The organism is Bacillus sp. MAG717A (genome assembly GCF_036884855.1).
In the GTDB taxonomy this organism is placed as follows: Bacteria; Bacillota; Bacilli; order Bacillales; family Bacillaceae; genus Bacillus; species Bacillus safensis.
On the sequence record NZ_CP145733.1, the window covers coordinates 3,641,865 to 3,660,072 of the forward strand.

The 18,208-nt window shown below is 41.7% G+C and carries 19 protein-coding genes; all 19 read right to left on the reverse strand.

Features of this window, described 5'->3' with window-relative positions; all coding sequences use genetic code 11:
• Positions 1–94 precede the first annotated feature (94 nt).
• Positions 95–2,860 carry an isoleucine--tRNA ligase gene (gene ileS / locus V6Z54_RS18820; protein ID WP_041084918.1) on the reverse strand — a complete coding sequence of 922 codons (2,766 nt, stop codon included), beginning with the start codon at positions 2,858–2,860 and terminating at the stop codon, positions 95–97.
• Between the two features lie 356 nt (positions 2,861–3,216).
• Positions 3,217–3,711 (reverse strand): DivIVA domain-containing protein, encoded by a 495-nt coding sequence (locus V6Z54_RS18825; RefSeq protein WP_008344947.1) that lies wholly within the window; start codon positions 3,709–3,711, stop codon positions 3,217–3,219.
• A 26-nt stretch (positions 3,712–3,737) separates the two neighbouring features.
• Complete coding sequence (locus tag V6Z54_RS18830) at positions 3,738–4,514, reverse strand: RNA-binding protein (protein WP_041084920.1); 777 nt, start codon at positions 4,512–4,514, stop codon at positions 3,738–3,740.
• 53 nt (positions 4,515–4,567) lie between these two features.
• Positions 4,568–4,849, reverse strand: a complete 282-nt coding sequence (locus V6Z54_RS18835) for a YggT family protein (RefSeq protein WP_073979465.1) — start codon at positions 4,847–4,849, stop codon at positions 4,568–4,570.
• Between the two features lie 6 nt (positions 4,850–4,855).
• Complete coding sequence (gene sepF, locus V6Z54_RS18840) at positions 4,856–5,314, reverse strand: cell division protein SepF (protein ID WP_003212271.1); 459 nt, start codon at positions 5,312–5,314, stop codon at positions 4,856–4,858.
• 1 nt (position 5,315) lies between these two features.
• The gene (locus V6Z54_RS18845; protein WP_039183105.1) at positions 5,316–6,005 is read right to left on the reverse strand and encodes a YggS family pyridoxal phosphate-dependent enzyme; all 690 of its coding nucleotides are present in this window, start codon (positions 6,003–6,005) and stop codon (positions 5,316–5,318) included.
• A 6-nt stretch (positions 6,006–6,011) separates the two neighbouring features.
• Positions 6,012–6,851, reverse strand: a complete 840-nt coding sequence (pgeF, locus tag V6Z54_RS18850) for a peptidoglycan editing factor PgeF (RefSeq protein WP_224928188.1) — start codon at positions 6,849–6,851, stop codon at positions 6,012–6,014.
• Between the two features lie 235 nt (positions 6,852–7,086).
• Positions 7,087–7,323, reverse strand: a complete 237-nt coding sequence (locus V6Z54_RS18855; protein ID WP_008344958.1) for a YlmC/YmxH family sporulation protein — start codon at positions 7,321–7,323, stop codon at positions 7,087–7,089.
• Positions 7,324–7,402: 79 nt separating this feature from the next.
• A complete protein-coding gene (locus tag V6Z54_RS18860; protein ID WP_338527573.1) occupies positions 7,403–8,179 on the reverse strand; it encodes an ABC transporter ATP-binding protein in 777 nt (258 codons plus the stop codon).
• Positions 8,180–8,309: 130 nt separating this feature from the next.
• The gene (locus V6Z54_RS18865) at positions 8,310–8,666 is read right to left on the reverse strand and encodes a PTS glucitol/sorbitol transporter subunit IIA (protein WP_007499733.1); all 357 of its coding nucleotides are present in this window, start codon (positions 8,664–8,666) and stop codon (positions 8,310–8,312) included.
• A gap of 26 nt (positions 8,667–8,692) precedes the next feature.
• Positions 8,693–9,703 (reverse strand): PTS glucitol/sorbitol transporter subunit IIB, encoded by a 1,011-nt coding sequence (locus V6Z54_RS18870; protein WP_254805786.1) that lies wholly within the window; start codon positions 9,701–9,703, stop codon positions 8,693–8,695.
• Between the two features lie 13 nt (positions 9,704–9,716).
• Positions 9,717–10,247 (reverse strand): PTS glucitol/sorbitol transporter subunit IIC, encoded by a 531-nt coding sequence (locus V6Z54_RS18875; RefSeq protein WP_003210918.1) that lies wholly within the window; start codon positions 10,245–10,247, stop codon positions 9,717–9,719.
• Positions 10,248–10,265: 18 nt separating this feature from the next.
• Positions 10,266–10,697: a transcriptional regulator GutM gene (locus V6Z54_RS18880; protein ID WP_041084924.1), complete on the reverse strand. Its 432-nt coding sequence runs from the start codon at positions 10,695–10,697 to the stop codon at positions 10,266–10,268.
• Between the two features lie 12 nt (positions 10,698–10,709).
• Entirely contained in the window at positions 10,710–11,954 is a 1,245-nt protein-coding gene (locus tag V6Z54_RS18885; protein WP_041084925.1) for an SAF domain-containing protein, read from the reverse strand.
• 244 nt (positions 11,955–12,198) lie between these two features.
• A complete protein-coding gene (locus V6Z54_RS18890; protein ID WP_041084926.1) occupies positions 12,199–13,137 on the reverse strand; it encodes a sugar-binding transcriptional regulator in 939 nt (312 codons plus the stop codon).
• Between the two features lie 151 nt (positions 13,138–13,288).
• Positions 13,289–14,068 carry an RNA polymerase sporulation sigma factor SigG gene (gene sigG, locus V6Z54_RS18895; RefSeq protein WP_041084927.1) on the reverse strand — a complete coding sequence of 260 codons (780 nt, stop codon included), beginning with the start codon at positions 14,066–14,068 and terminating at the stop codon, positions 13,289–13,291.
• A 143-nt stretch (positions 14,069–14,211) separates the two neighbouring features.
• The gene (sigE, locus tag V6Z54_RS18900; protein ID WP_041084928.1) at positions 14,212–14,931 is read right to left on the reverse strand and encodes an RNA polymerase sporulation sigma factor SigE; all 720 of its coding nucleotides are present in this window, start codon (positions 14,929–14,931) and stop codon (positions 14,212–14,214) included.
• A 58-nt stretch (positions 14,932–14,989) separates the two neighbouring features.
• Positions 14,990–15,919: a sigma-E processing peptidase SpoIIGA gene (spoIIGA, locus tag V6Z54_RS18905; RefSeq protein ID WP_338527574.1), complete on the reverse strand. Its 930-nt coding sequence runs from the start codon at positions 15,917–15,919 to the stop codon at positions 14,990–14,992.
• Positions 15,920–16,169: 250 nt separating this feature from the next.
• Complete coding sequence (locus V6Z54_RS18910; RefSeq protein WP_338527575.1) at positions 16,170–18,206, reverse strand: carboxypeptidase regulatory-like domain-containing protein; 2,037 nt, start codon at positions 18,204–18,206, stop codon at positions 16,170–16,172.
• Positions 18,207–18,208: the final 2 nt, after the last annotated feature.

Here is an 18,208-nt window from a genome sequence, read left to right on the forward strand (position 1 = left end):
ATAAGATTTTTCCTTTCGTTCTAAACGCTGTCATTTTCTCAAAAAAGAAAACGCCCCGCATATGACGGGGCGCTAGCTTGTGATTATCGCACTGTTAATTTTGGTAATATTTCTCCACGATTTCAGCATTTTTCAGCGACAATGTTGGGTATTTCGGATTTGCACCAACATCTTTTGAAATAATACGGGAACGTTCGCACAATTCTCCTTCTGCTTTTTGAACCACAATTCTTCCTGATGTATATTCAGGCGCCGATGTATCTGCATGCTGCTTATCCTCTACCGTTAATTCAGAGATGATAAAGAGCTGCTTCACATCTTCTTTAATGGATGCAAGAAGGGTTTTCACTTCGTCTGTCGCATAAAGCGTCACACTTGCTTCAAGTGAACGTCCGATGACTTTCTCGTTACGCGCAATCTCCAGCGCTTTTAGCACATCGTCACGTACCTCCATAAAGCGGTCAAACTTCGCTTCTGTCACTTCAGCTTGAGGAACTGCCACACCTTCTGGCATATCTGTTAACTGAACACTTGGCTCTTCAACAAAGCTTAAGTGGCTCCATAATTCATCTGCTGTATGCGGAAGAATTGGTGCAGTCAGCTTCACTAATGCCATTAATGTTTCGTAGAAGACAGTCTGCATGCTGCGGCGGTCTGGATGATCCGCATGCTCAATGTAGACGACATCCTTTGCAAAATCGAGATAGAAAGAGCTGAGCTCAATTGTACAGAAATTGTGAATCGCATGATAGACGACCGCAAATTCGTAATCATCATAAGCTTTTTTCACTTTATCAATCAATTTGTTTAATTTGATCAAGATGTATTGATCCACTTCGCGAAGCTCTTCTACTGGCACAGCATTTACTGCTGGATCAAAGTCAAATAGGTTTCCATGCAGGAAGCGGAAGGTGTTACGGATCTTACGATAGACTTCTGCTACTTGTTTCAAAATATCATCAGACACTGGATGGTCGGCTTGATAGTTGACAGAAGATACCCAAAGTCTAAGAATTTCTGCACCGAGCTGCTTCGCAACCTTCGTTGGGTCAATCGTGTTGCCTAATGATTTACTCATCTTACGTCCTTCTTTATCAAGCGTAAAGCCGTGGCTTAGGACACCTTTATACGGCGCTTTTCCAGTGACAGCAACTGCTGTTGATAAAGAGGAGTTAAACCAGCCGCGATATTGGTCAGAGCCTTCAAGGTATAAATCTGCCGGACGGACTAGGTCATCTCTTTCTTCTAAAACGGCTTGGTGAGAAGAACCGGAATCAAACCATACATCCATGATGTCCTGCTCTTTAGTGAATTCACCATTCGGGCTGCCTGGATGTGTAAAGCCTTCTGGCAATAGCTCTTTCGCTTCTTTTTCAAACCAAATATTCGAGCCATGCTCTCTAAACAATTGAGATACATGCTGGATTGTTTCGTCCGTGATGATCGGCTCACCATTTTCCGCATAAAACACCGGAATTGGAACGCCCCATACACGCTGTCTTGAAATGCACCAGTCACCTCTGTCACGCACCATATTGAACAGGCGTGTTTCACCCCATGCTGGAACCCATTTCGTTTCTTTAATATTGTCTAATAACGCTTCTCTAAAATCTTTAATGGATGCAAACCACTGAGCTGTCGCACGATAAATCGTTGGTTTTTTCGTTCTCCAGTCATGCGGGTAGGAGTGCGTGATAAAGTCGAGCTTTTTCAGCGCGCCTTTTGCTTCAAGCTGTTCTGTGATGGCTTTATTGGCATCCTCATAGAATAGTCCTTCAAAACCAGGTGCCTCATCTGTCATCACACCTTTTTCATCTACTGGACAGAGCACATCAAGACCGTATTTCATACCGACAATAAAGTCATCTTCCCCGTGGCCTGGTGCAGTGTGAACACAGCCTGTTCCTGCATCAGTTGTCACGTGATCGCCAAGCATCACAAGAGAATCTCTACCATAGATTGGATGCTCTGCAACGATGTTGTCTAATTCTTTTCCTTTTAGCGTTTTCACGACTTCATACTCTTCAAAGCCGAGTGTTTTTGCCACTTGTTCAACCAGTTCAGATGCAACGACATAACGCTCAGCACCGACTTGAAGAACACTGTACTCTAAGTTCGGATGAACACAAATGCCAAGGTTTGCAGGAAGCGTCCAAGGTGTTGTTGTCCAGATAATGAATTGTTCGCCGTTTTCAAGAACGCCTTTGCCATCTTTTACTTTAAACGAAACGTAAATCGATGGTGAACGTTTGTCTTTATATTCAATTTCGGCTTCAGCAAGAGCTGATTCACTTGAAGGAGACCAGTTAACTGGCTTTAATCCTTTATAGATATAGCCTCTCTTCGCCATTTCACCAAAGACAAGAATTTGCTGCGCTTCGTATTCAGGCTTTAATGTGACATATGGATTGTCCCAGTCTGCTCTGACGCCTAAGCGTTTAAACTGGCTGCGCTGACCTTCAATTTGCTTCCAAGCATACTCCTCGCATAGTTTGCGGAATTCTGCTGTAGACATTTCTTTGCGTTTTACTTTTTTATTTTTAGTAAGAGCTGTTTCAATTGGCAGCCCGTGTGTATCCCAGCCCGGTACGTACGGAGCATGGTACCCGTTCATTGATTTAAAACGGACGATAAAATCTTTTAGGATTTTATTGAGTGCATGCCCCATATGAATGTCACCATTCGCATATGGAGGTCCATCATGCAAAATAAACGTCGGGCGTCCTTTTGTCCGCTCTAAAACCATTTGATAGATGTCTTTCTCTGCCCACTCCTCTTGGATTTCAGGCTCTTTGTTCGGCAAGTTCCCTCTCATCGGGAATTCTGTTTTCGGCATTAATAAGGTGTCTTTGTAGTTCATACCCATTCCTCCACATGCAAATTCTGATTAAAAAACAATAAAAAAAGCCCTCTCATCCCATAAGGGACGAGAAGGCTTGTCTCGCGGTACCACCCTTTTAGACAAGCGCTATTTAAGCAGCCGCTTATCCACTCTAAAATCGTAACGTGATCAGACGCCTTTTCTTACTGTTTTTTTCAGAAAAGGAACTAAAGGGGTGATCTCATTGCAGCGTCTCGTAATGTCAGGCTTCCACCATCCCTGATTCGCTTAATTACGCATGTGACAGCTGCGAGTGTCCCTTTCAAACGTTTATCTCTTGTTAATTTATGATGGTATTATATGCAACATGAGCACGTCATGTCAAGATGATGCGCTTATTCTTTTTCGTCAAAGACAGCGTCCACTTCATATTCCAGTAAATGATCCCAATCATCATTTTTCAGAAGATCAAGCTGCGCTTCGATGAGCATTTGGAAACGAGTTCTAAAGACCTTCGACTGTTTCTTCAGCTCTTCGATTTCCATTGCAATCTTTCTTGATTTTGACAGCGCTTCGTTGATAATACGGTCTGCATTTTTCTCTGCTTCACGAATAATCAATTTTGCTTCTTTATCAGAATGACGCTTAACGTCTTCTGCTGCTTCCTGCGCCACAAGAATCGATTTGTTTAATGTCTCTTCAATTGTGGCAAAATGACCTAGTCTTTCGTCAAGCTCGTTTACTTTGTCTTCAAGCTCGTTCTTTTTACGGAGTACGATCTCGTAGTCTTTACGTACTTGGCTTAAAAACTCGTTTACTTCGTCTTCGTCATAGCCGCGAAAGCTTTTTGTGAACGTTTTATTATGAATATCATTAGGTGTTAATGGCAACCTCGCCACCTCCAGATTCAAGTTCGTTATGTCATAAGCTCAAATGTTACTTTGAATTTATCTTTTTTGGTCTTCCCATCAATCGTTTTGAGGCTAAAGCGGCCAAATCCCCGAACAGAGAGCTGATCGCCTTCACCGATTGTAAAGGAAGGGTCCTCAGTGACTTTCCAATTGACTTTGACAAGCCCATTTTTGACTAAAAGCTGTGCTTTTTGCCGAGACTGACGGCTGACAGCAGCACATACAGCATCAAGCCGAAGTGAAGAAATGGTATCTTCTTTGATATCAGTCTTCGTCATCACTGGCTTTATATCTGCCTGCGTGATTTCCTCTAATGAAACGGATGCTCTGCCGACATGTGTCAGCTGCGCCCGCACAAAATCAGCGACATCACTTGTACAAATAAACTGCACATCTTCCTCTGAAAATAATAGATCTCCGAATTTTTGACGCTTCAAGCCTGTCCCAATCAATGAGCCGAGAAGCTTCGGGTGTTCTAAGGAAATAAACTTTTTCGCATAGTTCACCTGAAAATATGACAGCTCAACATCTTCAATAGAAGGTTCTAAATAATCAGGATAAATGAGAGCTCTTTTGCGCTCCGCTCCCTCATACCCGCCAAAAAACATGATCCCAAGTTCTTCAGCATGCTGGATGACGGACTCGGTAATAAATTGCTCACGCGGATCAAGGAAGTCTGTTAATTTCATTCGATATTGGTCGAGTGCGATTTTTTTCCAGCCTAACACTTGGTCGACAAATGGCTGTTCGTCTTTTCTAAAATGCTGATAGATATCGCTCATTTTGTTCCCCTCTTATGTAAAAGAGCCTGGCAGTGCCAAGCCCGGCAGCCTGTTTACATGAAGCGCAAAATCATATTGTAAAGACCAGTTAGTCCATATGAAGATGCAAAACGAATCACAAGCAATGCCACAATCGGCGAGATGTCAATCATACCGATTGGCGGAATAATTTTACGAAATGGTTCTAAATACGGTTCGCATATATTTGTCAGGAAACGGCCAACTACAGTTTCTCTTGCAGATGGCACCCATGACATAAAGATGTAAATAATAATCGCGAATGAGTAAATCGTTAATACAGTCTGTAAAAGCTGGAAAATGTAATATAGAATCACTATGATTTACCACCTCTGAGGTTCTTCCTCTGTCAATAGCTCTGATATTGTGCCAGATACATCTACATTATCAGGTGTGCAGAGGAATATATTCGAGCCAATACGCTGGATGTCTCCACCGATTGCATAAACGGTTCCGCTTAAGAAGTCAATGATTCGCTTTGCTTGATCATGCTGAATGCGCTGCAAATTCACGACGACTGCACGTCTGTTTTTAATATGGTCTGCAATCTCCTGCGCTTCTGCATAAACACGCGGCTCACTTAACACCACTTTAGAGGATTTCTGCACGCTTTGCAAGCTGACAACATTTTGTTTTCCTGTCTGCGGGCGCTCTTGAAATGCTGCTTTGTCCTTCGTTCCTTTTTCTTCTTGAACGGGTTCTCTTTCTTCATCAATATATTCGTACTCATACTCTTCATCGTCGAGAGTGAAAAAGCTTTTAAACTTATTTTTTATGCTCATGTCACGCACCTCCTGTTTCATTTCCAACAAGTGAAGAGCCAATCCGAACGAATGTCGCACCTTCTTCAATTGCGATTTCAAAATCATTTGACATGCCCATCGATAAATGCTGACAAGGTGCATTTACTTGGTTAAGATGTTTTACTTCTTCTTGAAGGTTTTTTAATGCTTTAAAACAGTTGCGAATCACAGTGTGATCCTCTGTAAATGGAGCCATCGTCATCAGTCCTGCAATTTCAATCTGTTTGAAATCAGCGAGCTGTTTCACAAATGGAATGACGTCTTCACTTTTCAAGCCGTGTTTTGACTCCTCAAGTGATGTGTTCACTTGTACAAAACAGCGAACTGTGTGATCCGCTCTTTTTTCAATTTCATTCGCAAGAGACATCCTGTCGAGCGAATGTAAGTAGTCAATTGTCTGAATGACTGATTTCACTTTTCGTGTTTGTAAACTGCCGATAAAGTGCCAGTTAATGTTTTCATCGGTTATGGCCGCCTGCTTTTCAAGTAACCCTTGGTCTCGATTTTCACCAAAGTGCACAATCCCTGCTTCCTTGGCTTCTAGTGCTCGTTCAATCGAAACATATTTTGTCACAGCGACGACTGATACATCTGCTGGTTGTCTACCGGCTCTTTTACATGCTTCGTTTATTTGTTCATTTATTTGTCTGAGATTCTCTCGTACATTCAATTGCACTTATGCCTCCTTAAACCCGACAAAAGACATCATACGTCCTGTTTTCCCTTGATCACGCCGGTGTGAGAAGAAAAGCTGATCATTGCAGCTTGTGCACATCGAACTGACATGTATGTTTTCTTCTTTTATTCCTGCATGAAGCAATACGTTTTTGTTTAGTGTTTTCAAATCAATTTTATATTGTCCTTGTGAAATCTCGGAATACACATCCTCTGTTGAAAAAGGAAGCTGTTTCACTTGATCCATGACGACGTCATCGACTATGTAGCAACAACTGCCAATGGATGGTCCAATGACGACTTGAATCTGATCGGCCTTGGCACCTTCTTGGCTGACCCATACATCAACCATCTTTGCACCAATTTGCTTGACGGTTCCTTTCCAGCCGGCATGAGCCGTTCCAATTAATCCGTTTTGCGGAGCTAGAAAATAAAGCGGAACACAATCAGCGAAACAAAGAGCGAGCATCATGTTCGTCTCAGACGTATATAAACCGTCTGTACCAGGCAGTGCCTCATCATAATGAAGACTTCCTCTTCCTCTTTGCTCCTTGGTGACTTTCAGGATGCGATCCTCGTGTGTTTGGTCTGCAAACACCCAATCAGAGAGCGGCACAGCAGCAGCATCTGCTATGACTTGACGATTCATTTGAACACTAGAAGCATCGTCTCCTACATGGAGTCCAGTGTTCAATGATTGATATGGAGGTAGGCTGAAGCCGCCATTTTTTGTTGTAAATCCGGCCAATACCTCTTTACCAGAACATGTCATGTTCGTCCAATCATGAATGGTCATTGCATATGGTGATTTCTGCTGAAAGGGGTCATATTTGTGTGTCAAAGCTGCCTCCCACCTTTCATTCATCTCTCTTTATTTCGCTCCTATTTTACCACAAGACATACATAGACAGTTAGTGGGATTCATTAAATATTACACTCAAATGTGCACTTTCTGCAGGTTTTTTTTCAAATTGATATGAAAACGTAATCTTTTTACCCGAAAAAGACATTGTTTGCTAAGAATGAAGAGTTTATTTTAAGGAAAAATTGAATGATTCATTGAGGAGTTATACGAATTAAGAAGACAAGCGGACGAGTATCACATCTTCGCCAATTTTTACTATATTTCGCCATGGGACAATCATTTCCTCTTCTTTTCCGAAAAATCCCATCATTTTACCTGTGCCGCCAATAATAATCGCTTGGATTTTGCCGCTTGTGACATTAATATCAATGTCCCCAATGGTACCTAGTTTTTTCCCGCTGGATACATCGACGACATCCTTGATTTGGAATTCAGAAATGCTGATCATCTGTCCTTCCCCGCCTTTCGTTTTCTACTATAATATGTATGATGGAAAAGCAGGGACGCAGACCAATAGTTTCTTTTATCTACAATTTACTTAAATGCGGACGGCCATTTCTCCACATGACATCTACCGGACATTCAAAAAAAGAAGAAAGCAGGCCGCTTGTCATCATCTCTTTTGTTTCTCCTTGATCAAAAACAGATCCATTTTTTAATAATAAGGTATGCTGAAAAACAGGCAGAATCTCCTCTGCATGATGGGTCGTATAGAGCAAAGTAGGCGCATCAGGCTTTGCTGCAATAAATGAGATGGACTCCAGCACTTGCTCTCTTGCTAGAAAATCAAGACCCGTCACAGGTTCATCTAAAATCAAGAGCTGCGGATCATTCATTAAAGCCCTCGCAATCAAGACTTTTTGCTTCTCTCCCTGTGAGAGTGTTTCATAAGTTCTGTTGGCATATTTGAATGAACCGAATGCTTTTAATAGATCAATGGCTTTCTCTCTCATTTCATCTGTCGGGGTTTCATAAAGCCCGATAGAAGCAAATGCGCCGCTCAGCACAATTTCAAAAGCATTGTCGTCTCTGTGCAATTTCTTTTCAAGTCCTGCTGAGATGAGACCAATTTTCCTCCTGAGCTTTTCACCAAGAGCCTCCTTGCCAAAGACATGTCCCAGCACTGTCATTTCGCCTGACGTGGGGAAATAATAAGAGCAGAGCATATTTAATAATGCGGTTTTCCCCGCACCATTTAAACCGTAAAGTACCCAGTGTTCCTGCTTGTTCACCTGCCAGTCAATAGACTGCAGGAGCCATTTCCCATTTCGTTTTAATGAAACATTCTTCAATTCAAGTGACACGATAACTTCCTCCTGAGTAAAAATTCTGAATATACAAATAATGAATGTTTACAGCATATCGTAAATGCTCTTTCTGGTAAACCTCATATAAAAAAGCTGCTCCTTATTAGGAACAGCTTTTTTTACACGGTTACGAAATTTCAATTCGTACGCCTTCTTTTATATCAGGAAACGTGTGAGGGGATGCAAATACAGCTCCTGGTAATACATCATCAAACGGCTCTTGGAAGTAGATCGAAATATGGCCGAGTTCTTTAAAGTTGTCATTTGCTTTATTGCCGAGGGCTGTGATCGTGTACGTTTGATCGCCTACTTGAATGGTTCCGCCCAGCTTCAGCGGCTCTTCTTCTAAGTGTTCGAACTCATGAATGACAGACATATCTCTTAATTCCTGCGGCGCTGCGGGTCCAAATAATACAATCAGCTTATCTTCTTTAAATTGCGGGACTAAGATCCCAATTTCCTTTACGACAGATTGTGTTACCATGTATCTCGATTCCTCCTTAAATACGTTTAATACATACCGAAGCTAGCAACGTATGCGATCACAACAGATAGAACCCCTGTAATTAGACGACTATACAAAACAGCTGGTACCCCATATTGTACCGTTTCCGGCTTCGCTTCACCAAGTGACAGCCCCACTGGAATAAAATCACACCCTACTTGACCGTTGATGGCAAATAGTGCAGGAAGTGCAAATTGAGGCGGAATGTTTCCTAGTGCGATTTGACTACCAATCAGAACACCGATGACTTGGGCAATGACTGCTCCAGGTCCTAAGACAGGTGATAGGAACGGCAATGTACAGACCACTACGAGCAGTAAGAGCCCCCAAAGAGATCCTGCCAAAGGTGATAGAAAATGGGCAATCAGGTCACCAATTTTTGTATAATTGATAATTCCAATTAACATACTGACAAATGCCATGAATGGAATAATGTTTTTCAAAAGCATATCAACAGAATCACGGCCAGCCTGATAGAACGTACCGGTGACTTTCCCAATTCCACGCGAGAATCTCATCAGGAAATTGCCTTTTTCCTGCCGCTCGATATTTTCCTCTTTCAGCTTTGCATACGTCTCTTTGAAATTCTCTTTGTCAATCGACTCACTGTTTTCCTGACCTTCTGCTTTTTCCTCACCATCAGATGCTTCTGCATAGGAAATATCTTTTTCTGTTACGCCTGATACGAAGATATCTTCTGTAATATGTTTAGCAAGCGGTCCAGAAGGAGAGGATGCCAAAACGTCTACAGTAGGAATGCGTTTCATTGGATAAAGTCCGATTCGCGCTGTTCCTCCGCAGTCAATGACAACACACATCATTTCATCTTCTGGTATGGAGTTTTTAAAGCCGTCACATGCTTCTGTCCCTGTCATTTCTGCAATTTTACGTGCAACCGGGTGAATGCCTCCACCTGTAATGGAAACAACCTTTCTTCTTTTACCAGTTGGTTCAAGCTCTAAGCCTTCTCCCCATCCGCCAGCACCTTTTGCAACAAATACTTTGTGGTTTGTCATGTCTAACCCTCCCCTATTGTGAATTCGCTTTCATTTTTCCTGCTAAATATTTTGTAATCCATTCAGTAATGATTCCGCGTAGTAAAATGACGACGATCCCGACTAAGAAGTAACGAACAGCAAGCTCTGACATTGAATATCCAGCTTCTTTAATCCCGTTCGCAATTCCTAAGTAGACAAATAGTTCTCCTGCGTTGGCATACGGGAACAGTGATGTCACCGGATGAACAAATGAAACAGCTGAATCATAGAATGCTGGTTTTTGTTTTTCAGGTAAGAAGCGGCCAAACGTATAAGCCATTGGGTTTGTCAAAATAAGGACGGATAAGATCGGCATTAACGTGTAGCGCAAAATGGTATACTTCGCTGCAAACTGAATGGCTCTATTCACTCGCTCTTCTCCAATAAATTTCATGACAGCATAAGTGAAAGTAAGTAACACAACAAGTGTTGGAACGATACCTGTAACAAGACCCATGAATTGCTTTCCGCCGGCTTCAAACATTCCGATAAAGTGCTCTCCAAACCATTGAATCCATTCCATGTTTCATCTCCCCTTTCTTTAGTTCACATTTGTTATATTTTTTTTCGAAATCGAGACAAGTGCCTGCTCAGCCGCCATGGAAAGTGCTTGCATGACAGCTGGCGCCTTTTTACGTTTTTTCAACGTTTTCTTCATCATGTGGTGCTCGTCCAGCACAGCCCCTACATGCTTGCCTTCATATGAAGGAACTTCTTTAAATTTAGATAAGATCGACACGCCGCCAAGCACATGACATTTCTGAATGATATACGATTCATCCACAATGATGAGCGCAATGGCCCCAGGGCCAACTTTGCGCCGTTCCATTCCTGAAAATAAGTGATAACCCTGTTTCCCTCTGTAGTCATCAATTAGTGAGTCCATGCTTTTGCGGTAATACTTGATTTGAATAAAAGATAATCCATACTGCACGATGAGAATGATACAAAGTACGATTGCTAATTTTTCCATAGCTTCACGTCCTTAAGATTGAAATAAGTGATCTTGTAATGAACGCAGCTTCCAAACGGTTGTGTTTGAATCAAGCTCTACATCATCATGAGTGAGGAACTGTCCTAATTTGATGTCTTTTTTCGCTACGACTTTTCCGCTGATTAAGCCAATCGGAATGTGACCGTTCGTTTTCATGTCTTGATGCGTTTCAAGTACACCTCTTACGGAGTATCCGCCAATTCCGTCAAGTGATTCCCCTGCTTGAATATCTCTTTTCGCAACAGCGACTGTTTCTGACACTGGTACACCAATCGGGTGGATCGATGAGTCATGCTGTAAGACTGCTTTTGCGATGGTAACAGGTGTTTCAAGACTCGCTAAGTGGAAAGGACGGTAAAGCGTGTAGTGAGGACCTTTTCCAACTTTTAAGTAACGAAGCTCTTCATCTACTGGCTCAAGATCACTCTTGACGATAACGAATACGCCTGGCGCAAGTCCGTTTACATATTCAACGACTCCGAAGTTATCAAGCACGCCGCCTTGTTGTTTTTGATTCAATTTATCTGCTACATTCTCTAAATTTGCTTCGACCCCGTGCATACCGACTTTATCTGGCAAAAGCCCTGTCGCGTTACTTAATAAGTTCATTTCTGCCATTGTTTTTGTTCCGTCTTGGAAGGCAGCGAGCATATGTGCACTCATATGTTTACTATCTGCTTCTGCTTTACACGTATCTGGATTTGCTTCTGGGAAGAATGGGTTGTTCTTGCCTTTCCCAGCAACGAGCACCTCAAGTCCCATTGTTTTTGCAAATTCATATAATTCTAGTGTTGCTGCCGGTTCGTCTCCAGCTGATCCTGAGTAAACAAGTCCTGCATTTGTGAATAATTTATGCATCACCAAACCGATGGTAATATCAACTTCTACATTTAAAAGAACGAGATGTTTTTTTGAATTAAGCGCTTCCAAAGAAATGTTTGCTCCGACCTCTGGCACTCCTGTTGCATCTACGACAACTTCCACAAAATCTGATTGAATCACTTCTCTATAATCATTTGTGACGACCATTTGATGCGGCTTCGCATGCTGCTTGTAAAAATTCGCTGCCTTCTCTGCTGCACTAAGGTGAATATCACAAACACCTGCTACAATCATGCCTGGAATTTTAGAAATTTGTGAAATGAGTCCAAAGCCCATTTGGCCTGCCCCAATAATTCCTACTTTGATTGGATCTCCACTGCGTTCTCGAGCTAACAATTGTTGATAGATTGACATAAAAATCATCCTTTCAGGTTTTCTTGCTTCTCGGGTAGATTGCTAGAAAAATAATCTGAAACTTTTAACAAATGTTATAAAAATTAACAAAAATCTGTTTCTTGTAACATTTGTTATTTTATTTATCATTTGTTATGAACTTAGTTTATACGATGTGTCAACTTTGTGTCAAGCTAAAATCGATAAAATTTTCAATCTTTTTGAGTCTAAAGACTCAAAAAAACTACCTAATATGATTAGGTAGTTACTTTAACAAGGCATCTCCTGTTCGTTCATCCGTAATTAATACATGAATTAATCCACCTTCTAATGCTGCCCTGATCGCTTCAATTTTCTCTTCTCCTCCAGCGACACCAATGACTAGCGGGATTTCCTTCAGCTTTTGCGGGCTTATGCCCATTACCCGGTCGTTCCACGGGTGGGGATACACTTCCCCTTGATGATCAATAAAGTTATAGCAAATGTCACCCACTACATCCTTCGCTTGAAGAATATCCTCCTCACCGCTTGTCATATAAGATTTCACCATCGTTGAATGCTGCGGAACCCCGCCAATTCCGACAACCGCAATATTTGATGATTCTCCTAGTTTAATCACTTTTTTGATTGATGGCTGCCGGATTAGTACGTCCTTCGCTTCTTTCGTATCAAGCATAACAGGCACATGTAAAAACTCACATTTAGATTTGAGTGCTTCTGTGCACCTTGCAATAATATAGTTGGCGTGGATATCAACATCTTCGTTTCCCACACCCCCGACAAGCGGAACAAATGTCACGGATGGAAAGTGCTGAACTGACGTAAGCGCTTTCGCCATTTCATGCAAAGTGGTTCCTGAAGAAAAACCGATAACTTGTCCATCCTTTATCACTTTTAACAAAAAGCCTGCCGCTGCAGCGCCGATTCGGCTTTTTGTTGTTTCTTGGCTGAGCGTTTCCACACAGACGACTTCTCGCAGCCCATATTTCCGCTCTATTTTTCTTTCTAATGATCCATATTGTTGATTCACTTCATCATGAATAATGATTTCCACGATTCCTGCTTCACGTGCTTTTGCCAAATATTTCGATATGAGCGAACGGCTAACCCCAACAGCTTCTGCTATTTTAGATTGAGTGGCGCCTTCTTCATAATACATATGCGCAACCTTTATGAGCAGCCTTCTTTCATCATGGAATGTCATAATAACCCTTCTTTCCGCTTAAGTGTTCCCTAACAAATGATATCTAAAATAACATTTGTTAGAAACAGATTAAATGAAAAAAATAACAGAGTCAATACTAGAGACGTGCTCTCTCACAAGAATGAAAAAAGCCGCACATGAAGCGGCGGCTTTAAAAGATATTTTTATTCATTTGTTTGATGGCTGCTTTTTCAAGTCTTGAGACTTGTGCTTGAGAAATCCCGATTTCTTCAGCGACTTCCATTTGCGTTTTTCCCTGGAAGAAGCGTTTGCGGAGAATCATTTTTTCTCGATCATTCAATCGGCGCATTCCCTCTTTTAAGGCCAATTCTTCTACCCATTGTGTGTCTTTGTTCCGATCATCACTAATTTGATCCATCACATAAATCGGATCTCCTCCGTCATTATAGATCGGTTCGAACAAAGAAACAGGATCTTGAATCGCATCTAGGGCAAAGACAATTTCCTCATGAGGCACTTCCAGCACTTTGGCAATGTCTTCTGCCGTTGGCTCCTTGCTTGTCTCACTGATCAGCCTCTCACGGACCTGAAGTGCTTTATAGGCAATATCTCTTAGTGAACGAGACACCCGAATTGGGTTGTTATCACGCAAGTATCGACGGATTTCTCCTATGATCATAGGGACCGCATAAGTTGAAAATCTGACATTGTGGCTTAAATCAAAATTATCAATTGATTTCATTAATCCGATACAGCCTACTTGGAAGAGATCATCCACATACTCGCCTCTGTTGTTAAAACGCTGAATCACACTTAAAACCAACCGCAAATTGCCATTGACTAGCTTTTCTCTTGCTGTATCGTCACCTTCATCTTGCAGCTGTCTGAACAATTTTCTCATCTCGTCGTTTTTCAGAACAGGCAGTTTGGAGGTGTCGACTCCGCAGATTTCCACTTTATTTCTGGACACTTTTTTCCCTCCCTACAGGAGCTGTTGTACAAAGTTCAGTATCTCCTTGGGATGGAAAAATATGCACGAGTGATGATGAGAATCATGAGAAAAGAAGTTGATTCCTTTGACAGCAAAGGGACAGAGCTTTCAAAAAAATTTTTTTAGACCATTTTGTTAAATTCTTTTTGTAATCGTTTAATAATTCTTTTTTCAAGCCTTGAAATATACGACTGAGAAATTCCTAGCATGTCAGCGACATCTTTTTGGGTTTTTTCTTCACCGCCGACCAATCCGAACCTGAGCTCCATGATCTGCTTTTCGCGGTCATTTAATTGCTCTAACGCTTTTTTCAAAAGTTTTTTATCTACATTTGCTTCAATATCCCGCGTGATAATATCATCATCTGTTCCAAGTACGTCTGATAAAAGCAGTTCATTTCCGTCCCAATCAATGTTGAGCGGTTCATCAAACGACACTTCTGAACGAATTTTATTATTTCGGCGCAAATACATCAAAATCTCATTTTCAATACATCTCGAAGCATATGTCGCAAGCTTGATCTTTTTTTCTGGGTTAAATGTATTGACTGCCTTAATGAGGCCAATGGTTCCAATACTAATTAAATCCTCAATATTAATCCCTGTATTTTCAAATTTTCTTGCGATGTAAACAACCAACCGCAAATTTCTTTCGATCAGAATGGCCCTTGCTGTTTGATCACCTTTTGGTAATTTGACAAGCAGTTCCTGCTCTTCATCCTTTGATAATGGAGGCGGCAGCGCCTCACTACCACCAATATAATAAATCTCATCACTCTTTATACCTAGCTTCATGAGGAGTTTATACCAGTAGTAAGTGAATTTAAATTTTAATTTTTTCATCTTCTTCTCCCTTCTAAATGTCAAGTTGACCTCGTAAGATAAAAGACATCACCAAAACTTAAGACACCCCTTGGATGATTTTTCCGTCTAACATATCTGGATGAATGATGGATTGAAATTCCTGATCTGCTGATAAACCGCTTAGACTCATGCCTACAAAACACTTGGCTGGCTGGATCATATGCGTTTTTGAATAAATGAAGACCGTATCTGGTTTTAAGCATAGAAGAAACCCGTGATCATGCCCGACCGCTCGATATGGAACAAGTCGTAAACGATCAAGAAGCGGAAATCGCTCATCGAGCTTTTGCATCACTTCAACAGGATGAGACTGCTTCATAAGCTCTATAAAAGGCTCTCCGCAAATGGACATGAGCTGATCGGCCTGAACGATCATCACAGGTGTTTTCGTCATAGGATCATACAGCTGATTACCAGAATCGACGAGTCCCTTTAGCCGGATGGTCTCTCCGTGAATGTGTATCTCCACAAGTACTTGTTCATCAAACTGTCTTTTTTTCGCACCGACCTCTCCTAATCTTTTCTTTGAAAAGAGCCAAATCGCAGGAAAGCTAGTTAAAACGAAAAGCCAGCTAACGGGATCACCAAAGCCATCATTTTGTGAAATCAGCAGGCCGTTTTGAATAACAGTATTGGTTTGTAAAAACGAATGAACCCCGATCATGCCTCCTCCCATCAAAAATGTGACAAAGTAAAAAGCAAACAAGTTTTGAAAAAAGGAACGAAATCTTTGAAATCCAAAAGTTGCAAGCACGATCAAGACAGAAAAAAGCAGTTTGCCTATAGGGTGTGACACAAACATTGCAAATGGTGTAAAGAGCAAGAGAACAATGCTCGATCCAATCAGAGCTCCTAACATATATCGCCGTTTTTTTACTTGTCGTTTGAGAATAAATGCAGTGAGTAAGAGAAGCAATAGATCAAAACAAAAGTTTAACAGCCAAATCACATCTAAATAAATGACCACCTTCTGCTCCTTTCATCTGAAACAAAGAATCAAAAGCAGTACTTGCACTTGTTTGTACCAGTATAAAACAGCCAAGAGATGGAAGTCTGTCAATTCTTGTTGGGGATGATAGAGAACTTTTGGTGGATTGTTATTGTTTTTGTCGAGGAATGAGAGCACAAAGCAAGAGAGTGTTCTACCGGACAAGCCTCCAAACAATTGTTCGAAACGAAAAAGACACGCTCCAAGGAGTCGTGCCTTTTTTTAAGGTTTATTTTTCATTGATATTTAATGTGCCTGGAGCCTTTTGTCGTGTGACATTTCCATAATCATCCCGCACAATCACTTCAATGACTGCACCTTTTGCTTTGGCGGTAGAGGTAGCTGTCCAGTAGCCTTCATATGTTCCGTTAGCTACCTCGCGAAGCGGCAGCTCTGTTGTATTTTGCAGCTTTGATCTAGCGTTTGTCAGCGGCATATGAATGACAAACGTTGCGTCTAGCTTTTCTCTGCTGCTAAATGAAATTTTAACAGACTCACCTGATGATAGATTGACATTCTCTGCTGGTGTCAGCTTCGAAATCTCAGGTGCTTCGTATTGAACATCGATATCGACTTTTTTAGTCGTTTTGTTTCCTGCTGCATCTTTCGCTGTTACTTTGATCGTATTTTTCCCGTTTTCAAGCAGTATTCTTACAGAATATTTCCCACCTTTTATTGCTGCCTTTTTTCCATTCACAGTGACTTGATCAAGATGAGCATCCGTTACCTTTCCTTCTACAGTGAGAGATTCTTTGTTAGACTTTTCCCCTTTTTTCGGTGTATCTATCGTTAACGCTGGGGCTGTTTGATCAATGATCACCTTTACTGATTTGGATTTTTTCGTTGCACCTTTATCTGTAACAGTGGCAGCCGTGAATACATGCTCTCCGCTTGACACTGTGACCTCCTCTTTGAAAACACCTGACTGGTCTGCTTTCACTTTGGCAATCTCTTCATCGTTTTGATAGATCGCTACATCAAGCCCTGGAGAGGCTTTTCCTTCAATCTCCAGTTCATCTTTGCTCGTGATCGTTCCTGCTTTTGGAGATGTTATTTCTGGTACATCAGCTTCATATTGGACAAGCGCACGAATCATATAATTTCCCTCTTCTTTTGGAGAAGGAGAAAAGGAACCGCTTGTCAGCTGCCAGCTTCTTTCAGCATTTGGTCCATCTTCATCTGTTGCAAGGCCTGGAGATTCCGTATTCTTTTTCGTTTGAATATAGACAAGATAGAAATCTCCCTCCACCGTAATGGCTTGATCCTCTAAATCTACTTTTGTCCATTCACCATTGCGCAGCGCATTCGCTTTGAAAGGTCCAGCGACTTTCTCACCGGGAGCGCCGTCCTTCCCGGACGCATCATACACTTCAACCGCAAATTCATTCCCGCCAGGAGCTGGCCACTCTGTTGTCCAGAAACGGAAAAGCCCACCTGTGACTTGCGCTTGTTTCTTCCCCTTTTCTAATGAAAATTTCACCGCCCAGCCATTGCCAGGATCATAGAACGCTCGTGCATTTTCAGCTGTTCCGTCATCGTAGCCAATTTCGCCAGCAAAACCAATGAAAGGTTCCAGGTTAATTGCTTTTTCAAGCGGCTTTTCTGTCACATCCGCTGTAAACGAATATCCTTTAAACCCTTTCGCAAATACTTTGACTGTATACACACCGCTCAATGCCTCTAGAGAAAACTCGCCAGATTCATCTGTTTTGACCGGCTCAATTTTCGCATCCTCTACAAGATAAACCGTAGCATCCTTGACTTTTTCACCCGTTGTTTCGTTTACAATTGTCCCGGAGATCGTTCGTTTCTCAAGTGGCTGCAAAGAGAAATTCGCCTCTGCCGTGTCACTTGAGGAAATATTGACTTTTTGGGTGCGTGATTCAAACCCATATGCTTCAGCTTTCACTGTAAACTCCCCTGCACCATGAGAAAGCTGATATCTCCCTGTCGCTTCATCTGTGTACGTGGACTTGCCGCTTTCAAGCACACTGATTTCTGCCTTCATCGGAAGAGCTTTGATTGACGGAGCATCTAAGCTTTTTTCCTTTTTCATCTGGACATGTTTTTCTTTTATTTTAGCAGGCTTTGCCCTTTTCGGATCAACGGGTTTCTTCTGCTCGTGTGCAGGCTTTTCTTTTTTGATGACGCCAAGTTGTTTCTTTGCCTTTTGAGGCAAGGCTTCATCTGTTATTTTCACATCATCTAAATAAAAACCGTCTTTTGTCACACTGCCATCTGTTCTTAGCTGAAAAATAACTCTCACGT